This window comes from Streptomyces polyrhachis (assembly GCF_042663125.1).
Classification (GTDB): Bacteria; Actinomycetota; Actinomycetes; order Streptomycetales; family Streptomycetaceae; genus Streptomyces; species Streptomyces polyrhachii.
The window spans coordinates 31,663-48,145 of sequence record NZ_JBHSZO010000024.1 but is presented as its reverse complement, the minus strand read 5'-3'; the positions used below and the strand labels follow the sequence as shown (position 1 = coordinate 48,145).

General features: G+C 75.0%; 11 protein-coding genes. All 11 read right to left on the bottom strand.

What is annotated here, in order from left to right; all coding sequences use genetic code 11:
• Positions 1–167: 167 nt before the first annotated feature.
• From cobJ to ACFQLX_RS16390, 11 genes are read right to left on the bottom strand one after another with little or no spacing between them, the layout of a single operon-like run.
• Entirely contained in the window at positions 168–1,865 is a 1,698-nt protein-coding gene (cobJ, locus tag ACFQLX_RS16440; RefSeq protein ID WP_386415757.1) for a precorrin-3B C(17)-methyltransferase, read from the bottom strand.
• A complete protein-coding gene (gene cbiE / locus ACFQLX_RS16435; RefSeq protein WP_386415755.1) occupies positions 1,862–3,112 on the bottom strand; it encodes a precorrin-6y C5,15-methyltransferase (decarboxylating) subunit CbiE in 1,251 nt (416 codons plus the stop codon). Before cbiE ends, cobJ begins: the two co-directional genes overlap by 4 nt.
• On the bottom strand, positions 3,109–4,350 hold the full coding sequence (locus ACFQLX_RS16430; protein ID WP_386415753.1) for a cobalt-precorrin-5B (C(1))-methyltransferase: 1,242 nt from the start codon (positions 4,348–4,350) through the stop codon (positions 3,109–3,111). The genes cbiE and ACFQLX_RS16430 overlap by 4 nt, the downstream gene beginning before the upstream one ends.
• Positions 4,347–5,261: a precorrin-4 C(11)-methyltransferase gene (gene cobM, locus ACFQLX_RS16425; protein WP_386415752.1), complete on the bottom strand. Its 915-nt coding sequence runs from the start codon at positions 5,259–5,261 to the stop codon at positions 4,347–4,349. Before cobM ends, ACFQLX_RS16430 begins: the two co-directional genes overlap by 4 nt.
• Positions 5,258–6,001, bottom strand: a complete 744-nt coding sequence (gene cobI / locus ACFQLX_RS16420) for a precorrin-2 C(20)-methyltransferase (protein ID WP_386415750.1) — start codon at positions 5,999–6,001, stop codon at positions 5,258–5,260. Before cobI ends, cobM begins: the two co-directional genes overlap by 4 nt.
• Positions 5,986–7,518: a cobyrinate a,c-diamide synthase gene (locus tag ACFQLX_RS16415; protein ID WP_386415749.1), complete on the bottom strand. Its 1,533-nt coding sequence runs from the start codon at positions 7,516–7,518 to the stop codon at positions 5,986–5,988. The genes cobI and ACFQLX_RS16415 overlap by 16 nt, the downstream gene beginning before the upstream one ends.
• Positions 7,512–8,120 (bottom strand): cob(I)yrinic acid a,c-diamide adenosyltransferase, encoded by a 609-nt coding sequence (gene cobO / locus ACFQLX_RS16410; RefSeq protein ID WP_386415747.1) that lies wholly within the window; start codon positions 8,118–8,120, stop codon positions 7,512–7,514. Before cobO ends, ACFQLX_RS16415 begins: the two co-directional genes overlap by 7 nt.
• A complete protein-coding gene (locus tag ACFQLX_RS16405; RefSeq protein ID WP_386415745.1) occupies positions 8,120–10,252 on the bottom strand; it encodes a putative cobaltochelatase in 2,133 nt (710 codons plus the stop codon). Before ACFQLX_RS16405 ends, cobO begins: the two co-directional genes overlap by 1 nt.
• On the bottom strand, positions 10,249–13,899 hold the full coding sequence (cobN, locus tag ACFQLX_RS16400) for a cobaltochelatase subunit CobN (protein ID WP_386415743.1): 3,651 nt from the start codon (positions 13,897–13,899) through the stop codon (positions 10,249–10,251). Before cobN ends, ACFQLX_RS16405 begins: the two co-directional genes overlap by 4 nt.
• A gap of 38 nt (positions 13,900–13,937) precedes the next feature.
• Entirely contained in the window at positions 13,938–15,467 is a 1,530-nt protein-coding gene (locus tag ACFQLX_RS16395) for a cobyric acid synthase (RefSeq protein ID WP_386415741.1), read from the bottom strand.
• Positions 15,464–16,474: a cobalamin biosynthesis protein gene (locus ACFQLX_RS16390; protein ID WP_386415739.1), complete on the bottom strand. Its 1,011-nt coding sequence runs from the start codon at positions 16,472–16,474 to the stop codon at positions 15,464–15,466. Before ACFQLX_RS16390 ends, ACFQLX_RS16395 begins: the two co-directional genes overlap by 4 nt.
• Positions 16,475–16,483: the final 9 nt, after the last annotated feature.

Below are 16,483 nucleotides of genomic sequence, written 5' to 3'. Positions count from 1 at the left end.
CGGCCGGGCTAGGGGTGCGTTGCGCTGCGGGGGCTGCGCCCCCGGGCCCCCGGATCGCTGCTTCGCAGCTCTGGCCTCAAGCGCCGGCCGGGCTGGGGGTGTGTTGTGCGTTCTGGCTTCAAGCGTCGGCCGGGCTGGAGTGGGGTGGTCGGGACGGGGAGTGTTCGTCATGACTGCCACCGGTAGCCCCTTGGGGTCACCATGCGGGTGGCCACCATGCGCGTTGCCGTGTTGCCTACCGTCACCACCGTCATCATGTCCACCGTCGTCGGGTCCAGGTCCGCCAGTGTGGTGATGCGGGTTGACTCGTCCGGGCGGGAGGCGTTGCGGACTATGCCTACCGGGGTGGTGGGGGGGCGGTGTTCTGCCAAGTGCTTCAGGGCTGCGGGGAGTTGCCAGTCGCGGCCGCGGCTGCGGGGGTTGTAGAACGTCACCACCAGGTCCGAGGCTGCTGCTGCGCGGACTCGGCGTTCGATCACCTCCCATGGCGTGTGCAGGTCCGAGAGGCTGATCGAGACGTGGTCGTGGCCCAGGGGGGCGCCCAGGAGGGCCGCTGCCGCGAGGGCCGCCGTGACGCCCGGGACGCCGATCACGTCGATGTCCGTGGTCGCCGCCGCCAGCGCCGGGGAGGCCATCGCGTAGACGCCCGCGTCGCCGCTGCCTATCAGGGCTACCGCGTGGCCCGTACGTGCCTCCGCCACCGCGCTGAGGGCGCGGGCCTCCTCCGCGCCCAGGCCCGACTCCAGCAGGCGGGTGCCGGGGCGCAGCAGGTCGCGGATCTGGTCGACGTACTGGTCCAGGCCGACGACCACCGAGGCGCGGCGCAGCTCCGCCGTCGCGCGCGGGGTGAGGAGGTCACGGGCGCCGGGGCCCAGGCCGACGACCGCGAGGCGGCCCCGGGGGCGGCGGCGGGCTATCGCGCAGGTCGCCATCGCGGGGCGGTCGGGCGGCGTCGACTTCCGTTTGGGGACGAGGAGTTCGGCTCCGGGGCCGGCGTCCCGCAGGGCTGCCGCCTCCGCCACGCTGGGCGTGCCGACCGCTGCCAGGGGGGCGGGGGAGGGGTTGGGCACCTCCACCGCTGCCAGGTCGGAGGCCGGGTGGGTGCGCAGGGGTACGCCGAGCCGTTCGGCCGCCGCGGCGATCCCCGCCTCGTCGGCCTTCGCGTCCACCGTCGCCAGCGCGGCCACCGAGGCCCGCGACAGGCCGGCCTCCGCGAGCGCCGCCTCGATCAGCTCCAGCACCTCCGCCTCGGGGACACCCCTGCTGCCGCCGACGCCCACGATCAGCGACGGCGGGCGCAGCACCGCCTGCCGGGGCGCCGGCGCCACGAGCCGGTCGGTCACCAGCAGCGCGGACGCGCCGTCCGGTCCCACGTTCGCCGGGAACGCCGGCAGCGGCCACACCGCGTCCGCGCGCAGCGCCACCGGCTCCCCGTCGAGCATCGCCCGTACGACCGCCGCGACCTCCCCCTCGACCGGCCACCCGAGGGTGTCCAGCCCCGGTACGTCCACCGCGTCCGTCGCCGTCGTGATCACCGGTGCGCAGCCCGGGAGTTGGGCCGCCACCTGAGCGGCGAGCGCGTTCGCGCCGCCCTCGTGGCCGCCGAGCAGCGCCACCGCGTGCCGCCCGGCCTCGTCCACGCAGACCACGCCGGGGTCGGTGTGCTTGTCCGCCAGGAGGGGCGCGAGGAGGCGTACCGCCGCGCCGGTCGCCAGGAAGCAGACCACCTGGTCGCACTCGGCGAAGGCGCGCTCCACCGAGGCGCGCACCGGACCGTCGTAGACCCGGGTGCGGTCGGGCCAGGCTGCCGCCAGCCGGTCGCGGGCCGCCGCGCCGGCGGCGGTGGCGGAGATGAGGCCGATCACGAGGGATCTCCTTCGTTTCGTGCGTGTGCGTTTCGTACGGGGGAAGTCGCAGGCCGCAGCCCCCACAGGACGAACACCGGGTTCGTCGCGGCCAGTCGGGTCACCTCGCCGGGCAGCGGGGCCAGCCGCGCGGACTGCAACTGCACCCCGTCCACCGCGAGCCCCGCCCCCGACAGGGCCTTTCGCACCGCCGGTACGCGGTCCAGCGCGGCCAGCGTCACCACCACCGCCCGCCGCGCCCTTCGCGCCGCCGCAGCCGTGATGCGCGGCAGCTCCGCGCCGCCACCGCCGATGAACACCGCGTCAGGGTCGGGAAGTTCGGCCAGTACGTCCGGCGCCTTGCCCTCGACCACCTCGACGTCCACGCCGTGCGCCGCCGCGTTGGCGCGGATGCGGGCCGTGCCGTCCGGGCTCTGCTCCACCGCGATCGCCGCCGCGCCCAGCCGCGCGCACTCCACCGCGACGGACCCGGACCCGGCGCCCACGTCCCACACCAGGTCCCCGAGCCGGGGCCCGAGGCGGGCCAGGGCCAGCGCCCGCACCTCGTACTTGGTGATCATGCTGTCGCGGTGGGCGAAGTCGTCCTCGGGCAGCGCCCATTGGGATATCCCGGCGCCGGATCCGGCGATCGTCCGCTGGGCGGGGGCCACGGTGCGCGTCTCGTCCAGGCACAGCACCAGGTTCACCGGGCCGCCCGACCAGTCGCGCGCCGCCGCCTCGGCGGGGGTGAGGCGGTGCAGCCGCTCGCCGGGGGTGCCGAGGGCCTCGCAGACGACGAGGACGCGCCCCGTGCCGGCCAGCGCCGCCCCCAACTCCGCCGGCCCGGCGCCCGGTCCGGTCAGCACGGCCGTCTTCGGGCGCGCCCGGCAGACGTTCGCCGCCGTGCGCAGCTCACGGCCGTGCGCGCTGACCACCGCCGCGTCGTCCCAGGGCAGTCCCAGGCGCGCGAAGGCCACCGCGACCGAGGGGGCGGCCGGGCGGATGTCGAGGGCCGCCGTGCCGAAACGGTCCGCGAGGGCCCGTACGATCCCGAAGAAGCCGGGATCGCCCGAGGCCAGCACGGTCACCGGGGCCGCGCCCACGGCGGCTATCCGCTCCAACGCCGGGGCGAGCGGGCCCAGGACGAGCTCCTCGGCGGCCGGGGGCAGCACCGCCGCCCGCAGGTGGCGCGCCGCGCCCACCACGAGCACCGCCTCGCCCAGTCGCGGGGGAGGCGTGCCCGTACCCATGCCTATGACGGTGATCACGACGGCCGCCCCCCGTCCACGCCGCCCGGCCGCCCCTCGCCGTGCGCCCACGGCCGGAACGCGCCTTCGTCCAGCGCCAGTCGACCGCCGTCCGGCAGCAGCACGCCCCCCGCCGAGGCCGTCACCCGCTGCCCCGTGAAGTCCACCATCGCCGCCTCCGCCGCCACCACGCCGTCGGTGAAGCGCTCCAGCACGCCCACCACCCGGCGGCACAGCTCCAGCCCCGCCGTCTCCAACAGACCGGCGCCGTCCCAGAGTTCGTACGCGTGGCGCGCGGTGTTCGCCGCCGCCACGTCCTCGGCCAGCGCCTCCCCGCCGCCGACGGCGAGGGTGATCTCCGCCAGCACCGAGGTGTCCACCTTCGAGCGGGTGTAGTGCGTCATCAGCACCCCGGAGGCCAGCTTGGTCAGCTTGCCGACCATCCCGACGAACACCACCCGCCGTACGCCGTGCTCCACCGCCCGCCGCAGTGCCGCGCCCGTGAAGTCGCCCACCTCGATGAAGCACACCGCGGGCAGCCCCGGCAGCAGCGCCATCGCCCCGCGCTCGGTGCGCCCGCCCGTGCACAGCACCACCGCCGGCTCGCCCTGCGCCGCCGCCACCGCGACCGCCTGCTCGACGCTCGCCCGCCAGGAGGCGGTGGAGAAGGGGCGCACGATGCCCGTCGTCCCCAGGATCGAAATGCCACCCAGAATGCCCAACTTGGCGTTCGTCGTCTTACGCGCCCGCTGCTCGCCGTCCGGCACGCTGATGGTGACCTCCACCCCGCGCGCGGCCAGGTCCACGACCTCTCCCACCGCCTGCGTGATCATCCGGCGCGGCACGGGATTGATCGCCGGACCGCCCAGCTCCAGGCCCAGCCCCGGCTTCGTCACCACGCCGACGCCCACACCGCCGTGCAGCTCCAGACCCGGCGCCGTGGCCCAACTCGCCGTCGCCGTCAGGTGCGCCCCGTGCGTCACGTCCGGATCGTCGCCGGCGTCCTTCACCACCACGGCCTGCGTCCGCCCCGGCCGCAGCTCCTCGGCCCGCTCCACCGCGAACGTCACCCGACGCCCCGACGGCAGCCCGACCTCCACCCACGACTGCGGCTCGCCCGTGGCGAGATGCAGCACGGCCGCGCGGGTCGCGGCGGAGGCGCAGGTGCCGGTCGTCCAGCCGGTACGCAGCGCCTTGGGCCGGACCTTCGCCGTGCGGGGCAGGTCCGGCTCGCGGAGTTCGGGGCCGTCGGCCGTCATCGACGGGCGGTCCTCGGCATCGGTCCGGTTGTCGACTCCGCTGTCGATGCCGTCGTCAACTCCGTCGTCGAGTCCGTCGTCGAGTCCGGCTTCAACCCGGCGCTCACGGCACGCTGTTCACGCAGCGCCCGCCGCGCCGCCGGGTCCGCGCGCCGGAAACCGTGGAAGTGACCGGGGTGGTAGAGGTGCGAGCGCGTCCCGGAGGCCGAGAGCGCCGGGCCGACCAGGAACAGCGTGTGCTTCCACAGCCGGTGCTCCTTGACCGTCGCCTCCAGCGTCTCCACCGTGCAGCGCACGACGAGCTCCTCCGGCCAGGTCGCCTGGTACGCCACCACCACCGGCGTCCCGGGCGCGTATCCGCCCTCCAGCAGCTCCGCTGCCAGCTGCCCCGAGCGCGCAGCCGAGAGGAACACCGCCATCGTCGTCCCGTGCCGGGCGAACTCGCGGACCTCCTCCCCGGGCGGCATCGGCGTCTTCCCGCCGCCCAGCCGCGTCAGGATCACCGACTGGGCCACCTCGGGAATCGTCAACTCCCGCCCCACCAGCGCCGCCACCGCCGAGAACGCCGACACGCCGGGGATGATCTCGGTGGCGATACCGAGCGCCGCACAGCGCTCCAGCTGCTCCTGGGTGCCGCCCCACAGCGCCGGGTCGCCGGAGTGGATACGGGCCACGCGCAGCCCCTCGCGGGCGGCGCGCTCGTAGACCGCCACCACGTCCTCCAGCGACAGCGCCGCCGAGTCCAGCACCTCCGCTTCCGGCCGCGCGTGCTCCAGCACCTCCGCCTGCACCAGGCTGGCCGCCCAGATCACCACGTCCGCCTCGGCGATGGCGCGCGCGGCGCGCAGCGTCAGCAGGTCCGCCGCACCGGGGCCGGCGCCGACGATCGTCACCTTGCCGTTCGCGCTCACAGCTTTCCTCCGCGTTGTGTACGACGGGCCGGCGCGATCAGCGTCGACAGGTAGGGGAGCGGTGTGCCGCCCAACTCCCCGGCCGGGCTGATGGATTCGCCCGGCAGTCCCAGCGCCGAGCCCCAGACGGCGTCCGCGAGGCGCCCGGTCGCCGCCAGTGCGGCCCGCACCTCCGCGGCCTGGCGCCCGAACTTGTACGCCACGACCGTCCCCGGCCCCTCCAGGGCCTCCTTCAGGGCCGTCGCGCCCGCGGTCACGGGGATCAGGGTCAGCGGCTCGGTCCCCTCGGTCAGCACCGCGCCGCTGCGGGCCGCGAGGTCCTGCATCGCGGTGATGCCCGGTACGGTCTCCACCGCCACCTCCGGCACCAACGCCCGTACCGTCTGGGCGAGATACGTGAACGTCGAGTACACGTTGGGGTCGCCGATCGTCGCGAACGCCACCGTGCCGTGCTCCCGCAGCAGCGCCGCGACGCGCTCGCCCGCCGCGTCCCAGGCGGCCTCGCGGCGCGCGCGGTCCTCGCGCTCGTTCAGTGCGAACACCACCCGCACGACCTTCGCCGCCTGCGTGTGGTGCAGCACCGTCGCCTCCGCGCGGCCCGTCCCGGCGTCCTCCATCACCGGTACGACGACGACGGCGGCCTCGCGCAGGGCGCGGACGCCCTTCACGGTGATGAGGTCGGGGTCGCCGGGGCCGACCCCGACGCCGGTCAGCCGGGGGACCGTCAGAGGGAGGGACATGGGCGGCAGCTTTCGACGAGGCGGGCAGCGGTGTGGGGCGTCGCCGCCCAGTGGGTGTGCAGGTAGGAGGCGTGGACGTTGCCCCGGGCGAAGCCCTCGACCGCGCGGGTGGGGCGGACGACGCCCCAGGCGGGGGTCTCTCCCGATGGGGGGTCGCAGGTGGTGCGGTGGAACTCGTGGGCGCGGACGCGTTCGCCCGCGGCTGCCAGGGGGGTGTCCGTGAGGGCGACCGCCTCGCGGTAGCCGAGGGTGAGGCGGTCGGTCATGCGGGCGGTGGCGTCCACGACGCCGCACATGGCGTGGCCGTCGAGGTCGCGGGTCAGGTAGAGGAGGCCGGCGCACTCGGCGGCGATGGTGCCGCCGGACGCGGCGAGGTCTGATACGGCTTTGCGCAGGCGGTCGTTGGCGCTCAGCTCCGCTGCGTGTGCCTCCGGGAAGCCGCCGCCGAGGATGAGACCTGCGGTCTCGGGCGGGAGGGCGGTGTCGTGCAGGGGGTCGAAGGGGATGACGTCTGCGCCGGCGGCGGTCAGCAGTTCGGCGTGTTCCGGGTACGAGAAGGTGAAGGCGGGGCCGCCGGCGATGGCGATCACGGGTCGGGTCACGCTGCGGGGGCTGCGCCCCCGGCCCCCCGAATCGCTGCTTCGCAGCTCTGGCCTCGCTGTGCTGGTCGAGCGGACTCCGTCCGCGGGCCGGCCGGGCTGATCGGCGCTGCGCGCCTCGGCCTCAAACGCCGGACGGGCTGGGAGTGACAGGGTTGCCCCCAGTGCTTCCTCCGGGGTCCACGCCTTTCCCGTCAGCGCCGGTGCCGAGTGCGCCAGTGCCAGTAGGGACTGGAGGTCGCAGCCCTCGCGGACTCTGGTCGCCAGGGTTCGTAGCGACTCCTCGGCCTCCGTGCGGCGTTCCGCCACCGGGATCAGGCCCAGGTGGCGGGAGGGGGTTTGTAGGCCCGGGGTGCGGCGGAGGGCACCCAGGACCGGGACGCCCGACTCGTCCAGGGCCTCGCGCAGCAGTTCCTCGTGGCGGTCCGAGGCGACCTTGTTCAGGATGACGCCGCCCAGGCGGATGCCCGTGTCCCAGGAGGCGAAGCCGTGGACCAGGGCCGCCACCGAGCGGGACTGCGAGGCGGCGTCCACCACCAGGACCACCGGGGCCGCGAGCAGCTTCGCCACGTGGGCCGTCGAGGCCAGTTCGCCTTCGCCCGCCGCGCCGTCGTAGAGGCCCATCACGCCCTCGACCAGCGCCAGGTCCGCGCCCGCCGCCCCGTGCAGGAACAGCGGTGCGATCAGTTCCGGGCCGCAGAGGTACGCGTCCAGGTTGCGGCCCGGGCGGCCGGTGGCCAGGGCGTGGTAGCCGGGGTCGATGTAGTCGGGGCCCACCTTGTGCGGGGAGACGCGCAGCCCGGCCCCGGTGAACGCCGCCATCAGGCCCGTCGCCACGGTCGTCTTGCCGCTGCCGGAGGACGGCGCGGCGATGACCAGGCGCGGAACCGCCGTGGCGGCGGCGGGAGTTGTCACCATTCGATGCCCCGCTGGCCCTTCTGCCCGGCGTCCATCGGGTGCTTGACCTTCGACATGTCGGTCACCAGGTCAGCGAACTCCACCAGCTCGGCAGGGGCGTTGCGGCCCGTGAGCACCACGTGCTGCGTCCCCGGGCGCTTCGCCAGCACCTCCACCACCTCGGCGGTGTCCACCCAGCCCCACACCATCGGGTAGACGAACTCGTCCAGCACGTACAGCCGGTACGTCTCCGCCGCCAGATCGCGCTTGACCTGCTCCCAGCCCTCCCGCGCCTTGTCCTCGTTGGACAGCTCGCCCTCGCGGGCCTCGCGCTGGATCCACGACCAGCCCTCGCCCATCTTGTGCCAGGCCACCGAGCCGCCCTCGCCGCTGTCGCCCAGCACCCGCAGCGCGCGCTCCTCGCCCACGCGCCACTTCGCGGACTTCACGAACTGGAACACCCCGATCGGCCACCCCTGGTTCCAGGCCCGCAGCGCCAGCCCGAAAGCGGCCGTCGACTTGCCCTTGCCCACGCCCGTGTGGACCACGACCAGCGGGCGGTTGCGTCGCTGACGGGTCGTCAGACCGTCTTCCGGTACGGCGTCCGGCTGTCCCTTCGGCATCAAGCTGCCTTTCTCACGGGGTGGTTGGCGGGGTGGTTGGCGTGCTGGTGGACGGTCGAGCGGACCAGCGCGGTCACGTGGTCGGCGCGCAGCTCGTCCAGCGTGACAGCGCTCGCCCGCAACTCCCGCGCGAGCACACCGGCGAGTCCCAGCCGTACCGGACCGGACTCGCAGTCGAGCACTACCGAGGCCGTACCGTCCGCTGCCAGGAGGCGCGCCGCACGCCCTGCGGCGGCCACCGGGTCGCCGCCGCCCGCCGCCCGCGCGTCCGTCGCCCGGCCGTCCGTCACCGCGACCAGCAGTGGCCGTCGCGCCGGATCGCGCAGCCGCTCCACCCGCAGCACCTCGCGCGCCGCCAGCAGCCCCGCCGCCAGCGGGGTGCGGCCCCCGCTCGCCAGCCGCTCCAGCCGCGCGGCGGCGGTGTCCACCGAGGAGGTCGGCGGCAGCACCAGCTCCGCGTCGCGGCCCCGGAAGGTGATCAGGCCGACCTTGTCGCGGCGCTGGTAGGCGTCCAGCAGCAGCGAGAGCACGGCGCCCTTCACCGCGCCCATCCGCTGGCGGGCGGCCATCGAGCCGGAGGCGTCGACCAGGAAGAGGACGAGGTTGGACTCGCGCCCCTCGCGCACCGCCTCGCGCAGGTCGTCGCGGCGCAGGACGAGACCGGGGCCGCGCCGGCCGCGCGCCCGCTGGTGCGGGGCTGCGGCCTGCACGGTGGCGGCGAGGTGCAGTGTGCCGAGGGTGCCGCGCGGGCGCCGGGCGCCGGTGGTGCGGCCGGTGGCGGTACGGGCCCGCGAGCGGCGCCCCGCCGCGCCCTCGCCGACGCCGGGGACGTCCAGGAGGCGGGCGCGGAACGGCTCGGTGGGGGCGGTGGGTTGGTCCTCCCGGCCCTCTGCGCCGGGTGCGCTGCCTTCCGTGTCCTCCGCGCGGTTCGTCGGCGCGGACGGCTGACCGCTCGCGGGCTCGGACGGGGCGTCTCCGCTCGGACCGTCCGAGGGCCCGTCGTCCGAGGCCCCGTCGTCGGGCGAAGAGCCCCCCGGCCCTCCGTCCGGCTCCGGATCGTCGTCCCCGTCGTCGCCCGCGCCGAACTCCGCCAGTGTCTCGTCCAGCTTCTCCTCGTCCAGCCCCGGCGCGTCAAAGGGATTGCGCCGCCGCCGGTGGGGGAGCGCCAGCAGCGCCGCCTGGCGGACGTCCTCCGCGAGTACGTCCGTACGGCCGGCCCAGGCGGCGAGCGCCAGCGCGGTGCGCGCCATCACCAGGTCGGCGCGCATCCCGTCCACCTCGAAGGCCGCGCAGGTCGCCGCGATCTGCCGCAGCGCCGCGTCACCGAGCACGACGGAGGGCAGCAGCTCCCGAGCGGCGGCGATCCGCGCCCGCAGCGCGGTCTCCTCGCCGGCCCAACGCGCCGCGAACGCCGCCGGATCGGCGTCGTAGGCGAGGCGGCGGCGTACGACCTCGACGCGCTCCTCCGGCTCGCGGGAGGCGGCGACCTCGACGGTGAGGCCGAAGCGGTCCAGCAACTGCGGTCGCAGTTCGCCCTCTTCGGGATTCATGGTGCCCACGAGCAGGAACCGCGCCGCGTGGCGCACCGAGACGCCCTCGCGCTCCACATAGGAGGAGCCCATCGCGGCGGCGTCCAGCAGCAGGTCGACCAGATGATCGTGCAGGAGGTTGACCTCGTCCACGTAGAGGATGCCCCGATGGGCCCGCGCGAGCAGTCCCGGCTCGAAGGCCTTCACACCCTCCGCGAGCGCCCGCTCGATGTCCAGCGAGCCGACGAGGCGGTCCTCGGAGGCGCCGACGGGCAACTCCACGATCCGCGCCGCGCGTTCGGTACCGCCCGCGCTCTCGTGCCCGCCGTCCGGACACCCGGGGTCGGGGGCGGCCGGGTCGCAGGAGAAGCGGCAGCCGGGCACGACGTCGACCCCGGGCAGCAGCGCCGCGAGTGCGCGGACGACGGTCGACTTGGCCGTGCCCTTCTCTCCACGCACCAGGACCCCGCCCACCTGCGGGGACACGGCGTTGAGCAGCAGCGCGAGCCGTAGTTCGGACATGCCGACGACGGCTGGGAAGGGGTACGTGGTCACAGAGTGGTCCTCTCCTGGGCGCGGGAGCGCCGGAGGCGTGCGCGTCATTCGCCGCCCTCCAGATCGCCTTCGAGTTCGAGGTAGAGCGCGCGGAGCCGCTCCAGGGTCGACGGGTCCGGCCGGGCCCACAGCCCCCGGTCCGCCGCCTCCAGCAGGCGTTCGCTGATGCCGCGCAGGGCCCAGGGGTTGGAGCGCTTCATGAAGTCCTGGTTCTCGGCGTCGAAGACGTACGCGGCGGCGAGCTTCTCGTACATCCAGTCGTCCACCACGCCGGCCGTGGCGTCGTAGCCGAAGAGGTAGTCGACCGTCGCGGCCATCTCGAAAGCACCCTTGTAGCCATGCCTTCTCATCGCGCTCATCCAGCGCGGATTGACCACCCGCGCCCGGAAGACCCGGTGCGTCTCCTCGCCCAGCGTGCGGGTCTTCACCTGGTCGGGGACAGCCGAATCCCCCACGTACGCCTCGGGGTTGGACCCCGTCAGATGGCGCACCATCGCGACCATCCCGCCGTGGTACTGGAAGTAGTCGTCGGCGTCCATGAGGTCGTGCTCGCGCGTGTCGACGTTCTTCGCCGCCACCTGGATGCGCCGGAACGCCGTCTCCATGTCCCCCCGGGCCGGGCGCCCGTCGAGTCCGCGCCCGTAGGCGTAGCCGCCCCAGACCGCGTAGACCTCGGCCAGGTCCGCGTCCGAGCGCCAGTTGCGGGCGTCGATCAGGGGCAGCAGCCCGGCCCCGTACGCGCCCGGCTTCGAGCCGAAGATACGGGCCGTCGCGCGCCGCCGGTCGCCGTGGACGGCGGTGTCCTCGTCGGCGTGGGCGCGGACGTAGTTGACCTCGGCCGGCTCGTCCAGCTCGGCGACCGTGCGCACCGCGTCGTCGATCAGCGCCACCACGTGCGGGAAGGCGTCGCGGAAGAAGCCGGAGATGCGGACGGTGACGTCGATGCGCGGCCGTCCCAACTCGCCCGCGTCCACGACCTCGAAGCCCGTCACCCGCCGCGAGGCGTCGTCCCAGACCGGGCGGCAGCCCAGCAGCGCCAGGATCTCCGCGATGTCGTCGCCCTGCGTGCGCATGCACGAGGTGCCCCAGACGGTCAGCCCCACCGAGCGCGGATAGGCGCCGTTGTCGGCCAGATGGCGCTGGAGGAGGGAGTCCGCGAGCGCGCTGCCCACGTCCCAGGAGAGCCGCGAGGGGATCGCCTTGGGGTCCACGGAGTAGAAGTTGCGGCCCGTCGGCAGGACGTTGACCAGTCCGCGCGTGGGTGAGCCGGAGGGCCCGGCGGGGACGTAGCCGCCGTCCAGGGCGTGCAGGATGTGCGTGATCTCGTCGGTGGTACGGGCCAGGCGCGGCACGACCTCCGTGCAGGCGAACTCCAACACGCGGACCGCGTCCGGGAGTTCGACGCCCAGCACCTCCGCCACCACCGGCCGTACCGCGGCCGGGTCCCAGTCCCGCGCCTCCAGCGCCTCGGCCAGCCGCCGCGCCACCTGCTCCAGCAGGTCCACCGCGTCGGAGGCGGTCCGGGCGGGGCCCTCCGCCAGCGCCGTCAGCTCCTTCGGTACGTCGACGCGCGCGCCCGGTTCCGCCAGCAACTCCGCCTCGACCAGCCCCGTATGGGCCGCCAGCGCCGCCCGCAGCCCCGGCAGCGCGCCGCCCACCCCGCCCCAGATCTGCGCCGAACGCAGCACCGCCAGCGCCAGGTTGACCCGCGCCGCACCCTCCGGACCGGCGCCCAGGATGTGCAGCCCGTCGCGGATCTGCACGTCCTTGATCTCGCAGAGCCAGCCGTCGACGTGCATGACGAACGCGTCGAACTCGTCCTCGCCCGGCTGGTCGTCCACGTGCAGGTCGTGGTGCAGCTCCGCGGCCCGCACCAGCGTCCAGATCTGCGAGCGCACCGCCGGCGCCTTTGCCGGGTCGAGGTCGCTCACCAGGGCGTACTCGTCGAGGAGTTGCTCCAGCTTGGCCAGGTCGCCGTAGGAGTCGGCCCGTGCCATCGGCGGTACGAGGTGGTCGACGACCGTGGCGTGCCCGCGCCGCTTGGCCTGGGTGCCCTCGCCGGGGTCGTTGACGATGAAGGGGTAGATCAGCGGCAGCTCCCCCAGCACCGCGTCCGGCGCGCAGCCCCCCGACAGGCCGAGCCCCTTGCCCGGCAGCCACTCCAGCGTGCCGTGCTTGCCCATGTGGACCACGGCGTCCGCGCCGAAGGTACGGTCCAGCCAGCGGTAGGCGGCCAGGTAGTGGTGCGAGGGCGGCATGTCGGGGTCGTGGTAGATGGCGATCGGGTTCTCGCCGAAGCCGCGCGGCGGCTGGATCATCACCACGATGTTCCCGAACCGCAGCGAGGCCAGCACGATGTCGTCGCCGTCCACGTAGAGCGAGCCGGGCGGCTCCCCCCAGTGCTCCGTCATCGCCTCCCGCAGCGCCGGGTCCAGTGTGGCGAACCACGCCTCGTAGTCCTTCAGCGGCACCCGCGCCGGCGCGGCGGCGAGCTGCTCCTCGGTCAGCCACTCCACGTCGTGCCCGCCGGCCGCGATCAGCCGGTGGATCAACTCGTCGCCGTCGGACGGGGGTTGGTCCACCCGGTAGCCGGCCGCGCGCAGCGCCTCCAGGACCCGGATCGCGGAGGCGGGCGTGTCCAGGCCCACCGCGTTGCCCACCCGCGAGTGCTTGGTCGGATAGGCGGTGAAGACCAGCCCGATCCGCTTGTCGGCGTTCGGCTTGTGCGCGAGGCGGGCGTGGCGCACCGCGATCCCCGCGACGCGCCGCGCCCGCTCGGCGTCCGCCACGTACACCGGCACCCCGTCGGGGCCCTCCTCCTTGAAGGAGAACGGCACGGTGACCAGCCGCCCGTCGAACTCCGGGATCGCCACCTGCATCGCCGCGTCCATCGGCGACAGCGCGGCATCTGAGGCGGCCCAGTCGGCGCGCGAGGAGGTCAGGCACAGGCCCTGCAGCACGGGTACGTCCAGCGCCGCCAGCGCGCCGATGTCCCACGCCTCCTCGTCGCCGCCGGCGGAGGCGTCCGCCGCGACCGTGCCGCCGGAGGCCAGCACCGTCGTGACCAACACGTCCGCCCGGCCCAGGAGTTCGTACAGCCCCTCGTCCGCGCCGCGCAGGGAGGCGCAGTACACCGGCAGCGCGTTGGCCCCCGCCGCCTCGACCGCCTCGCACAGCGTGTCGACGAACGCGGTGTTCCCGGCGAGCTGGTGCGCCCGGTAGAAGAGCACCCCGACCGTCGGCCGCGCCTCGTCGCGGGTACGGGCCCCGCGTACCCCGTACTGCGGCATCCGCTGCGGCTCGGCGAAGCCGTGCCCGGTCAGCAGCACCGTGTCGGACAGGAAGCGCGTCAGCTCCACCAGGTTCCCCGGCCCGCCCTCCACCAGGTACGCCAGCGCCTGCGCCACCACCCCGGCCGGGACGGTCGACTCCGCCATCAGCTCCGCGTCCGGCACGGACTCCCCGCCCAGCAGCACCGCCGGGACGCCGCTCGCGCGGATCGCCGCCAGCCCGTCCTCCCAGGCCCGCTTGCCGCCGAGCAGCCGTACGACCACCAGGTCCGCGCCGGCGAGGAGCGCCGGCAACTCGGCGGCGACGTCGACCCGTACGGGATTGGCGATGCGGTACGGGGCGCCTGAGGCACGGGCCGCGAGGAGGTCGGTGTCGGCGGTGGAGAGGAGCAGGACGGTGCTCATCGGACTCCCGGTGGGGGTGGTCGGTTCGGGGTGGGTGTTCACGGCGCTCCCGGCGGTACGAAGGGCAGCCCGGCCGGGGCGCCGTCCTCGATCAGCCGCAACAGGGCGCCGGTGTCCGCGTGTTGCTCGATCAGGTCGCCCAGCAGGTCGAGCTGCTCCTCCCGCAGCGCCGCGAAGGAGGTGTCGGGCGCCGGTACGAAGGCACGCCCCGCGTCCGCCGCGACCTGGCGCAGGAAGGCGCGGCGGAAGGCGTCGGACTCCAGTGAGCCGTGCCAGTGGGTGCCCCAGAGGGGGCCCAGGCGGCAGCCGTCCAGGCTGTGCTGCTGGTCATCGAAGAGGAACGGCTCACCCCCCTCGACGGTGGCGACGCCGTGATGGATCTCGTACCCCTCGACCTGCTCGCCCAGGGCCCGGCCACTCGGCCGCGCAAGGGTCTTCTCGGCGGCGAAGGCGATCCGCACCGGCAGCAGACCCAGCCCCGCCACCTCGCCGGCGCGCGACTCCACCTCGTCGACAATCCGCGTCGCGAGCATCTGGTAGCCGCCGCAGATCCCCAGCACCGGCCGCCCCTCGGCCGCCCGCCGCACGAGAGCGTCCGCCAGCCCGCGCTCCCGCAGCCAGGCCAGCGCCCGTACGGTGCCGCGCGTGCCGGGGAGGACCACCAGGTCCGCGTCGGCCAGCTCCTCCGGACGGTCCACGAAGCGCACCACGACGCCCGGTTCGGCGGCGAGCGCGTCGACGTCGGTGAAGTTGGACATCAGCGGCACGGCGACGACCGCCACCCGCAGCACGTCCGTCCCATACGGAGCAGCCACCGTGCTCTCGCGCACAGCCCCGCGCAGGGAGAGCCGCAGCCCGTCCTCCTCGTCGATGCCGAGCCCGTGCCGGAAGGGCAGCACGCCGAAGGTGCGCCGCCCGGTCAGCCCGTACAGCATCTCCAACCCCGGCTCCAGCAGCGTCACATCACCCCGGAACTTGTTCACCAGGTACCCCGCCACCAGCTCCTGGTCCTCGGGCGCGAGCAGCGCCGTCGTACCGAAGAAGGAGGCGAAGACGCCGCCCCGGTCGATGTCCCCGACCACCACCACGGGCAGCCGGGCCGCGCGCGCGAGCCCCATGTTGACGAGGTCCGAGCGGCGCAGGTTGATCTCCGCCGGGGAGCCGGCGCCCTCGCAGATGACCGCGTCGTGGGTGCGCCGCAGCTCGGCCAGGCAGTCCAGCACGGTGCCGAGCAGCGTCTCCTGGCGTCCCGCGTGGTAGCCGCGCGCCGACAGCTCACCGACCGCCCTGCCCATCAGGACGACCTGGCTGGAGCGGTCCGAACCGGGCTTCAGCAGCACCGGGTTCATCAGCGCGCTCGGCTCCACCCGGGCCGCCGCGGCCTGCATGGCCTGTGCGCGGCCGATCTCGGCGCCCTCGCGGGTGACGAAGGAGTTGAGCGACATGTTCTGGGCCTTGAACGGGGCGACCTTCACCCCCTTGCGGGCCAGCCAGCGGCAGACCCCCGCGGTGACGACGCTCTTGCCCGCGTCGGAGGTGGTGCCGGCTATGAGCAGTCCGCCGGTCATGGTCGCTTCCCCTTCTTCGTGTTCTTCGTGTGCTGCCTGTTCTTCGGGTGCTGCCCGCCTCGGGTATGCGCGGCCAGCAGCCGTACGGACACCGTCGCCGCCAGCGCCAGCGCGCCCACCGTGCGCGAGAGCCGCGCGGCCCGCGCGATGTCCGCCGGGACGACCGCCCGCGCCATGGGGTTCAGCTCCGGGCGGCGCTCCACCCATCCCCCGTAGGAGAGTCGACCCCCCAGCCGGACGCCCAGCGCTCCGGCGAAGGCCGCCTCCACCGGGCCCGCGTTGGGGCTCGGATGCCGGTGGCCGTCGCGCCGCCACGCCTGCCAGGCGCCCGCCGGATCGGGCCCGGCGGCCACCGCCAGCGCGGCGGTCAGCCGCGATCCGGGCCAGCCCGCCACGTCGTCCAGCCGGGCGGCGGCCCAGCCGAAGCGCCGGTAGCGCGGCGAGCGGTGGCCCACCATGGCGTCCAGGGTGTTGACCGCGCGGAAGCCCACCAGCCCCGGCACCCCGCCCAGCGCCCCCCACACCAGCGCGCCGACGACGGCGTCGGAGGTGTTCTCCGCCACCGACTCCACCACCGCCCGCGCGAGGCCGGGGCCGTCCAGCGCCTGCGGATCGCGACCGCACAGATGCGGCAGCCGCCGCCGCGCCCCGGCCAGATCACCGGCCCGCAGCGCGGCGCCGACCGCCTCCGCCTCCCGTACGAGCGAGGTGCCGCCCAGGACGGACCAGGTGGCGCCGAGCGCCAACGCGGCCCGCAGCCCCGGGTGCTGCCGGGTGAGGCGCTGGAGCGCGGCGGCGGTGAGGACCGCCGCCCCCGTGCAGACCACCGCGTGCGCCGCGCCCCACCCCCGGTGGTCGCGCCAGAGCCGCCGCTCCAGCGCCCCGGCCAACCGCCCGAAGGCCGCCACCGGATGACCGCGCCGGGGGTCGCCGGCGGCGAGATCGGCCGCGAAGCCGAGCACGACACCGCAGGTGAACGCGGTGGACGCGGGGCCGGTGGAGGGCACAGGGGTCCT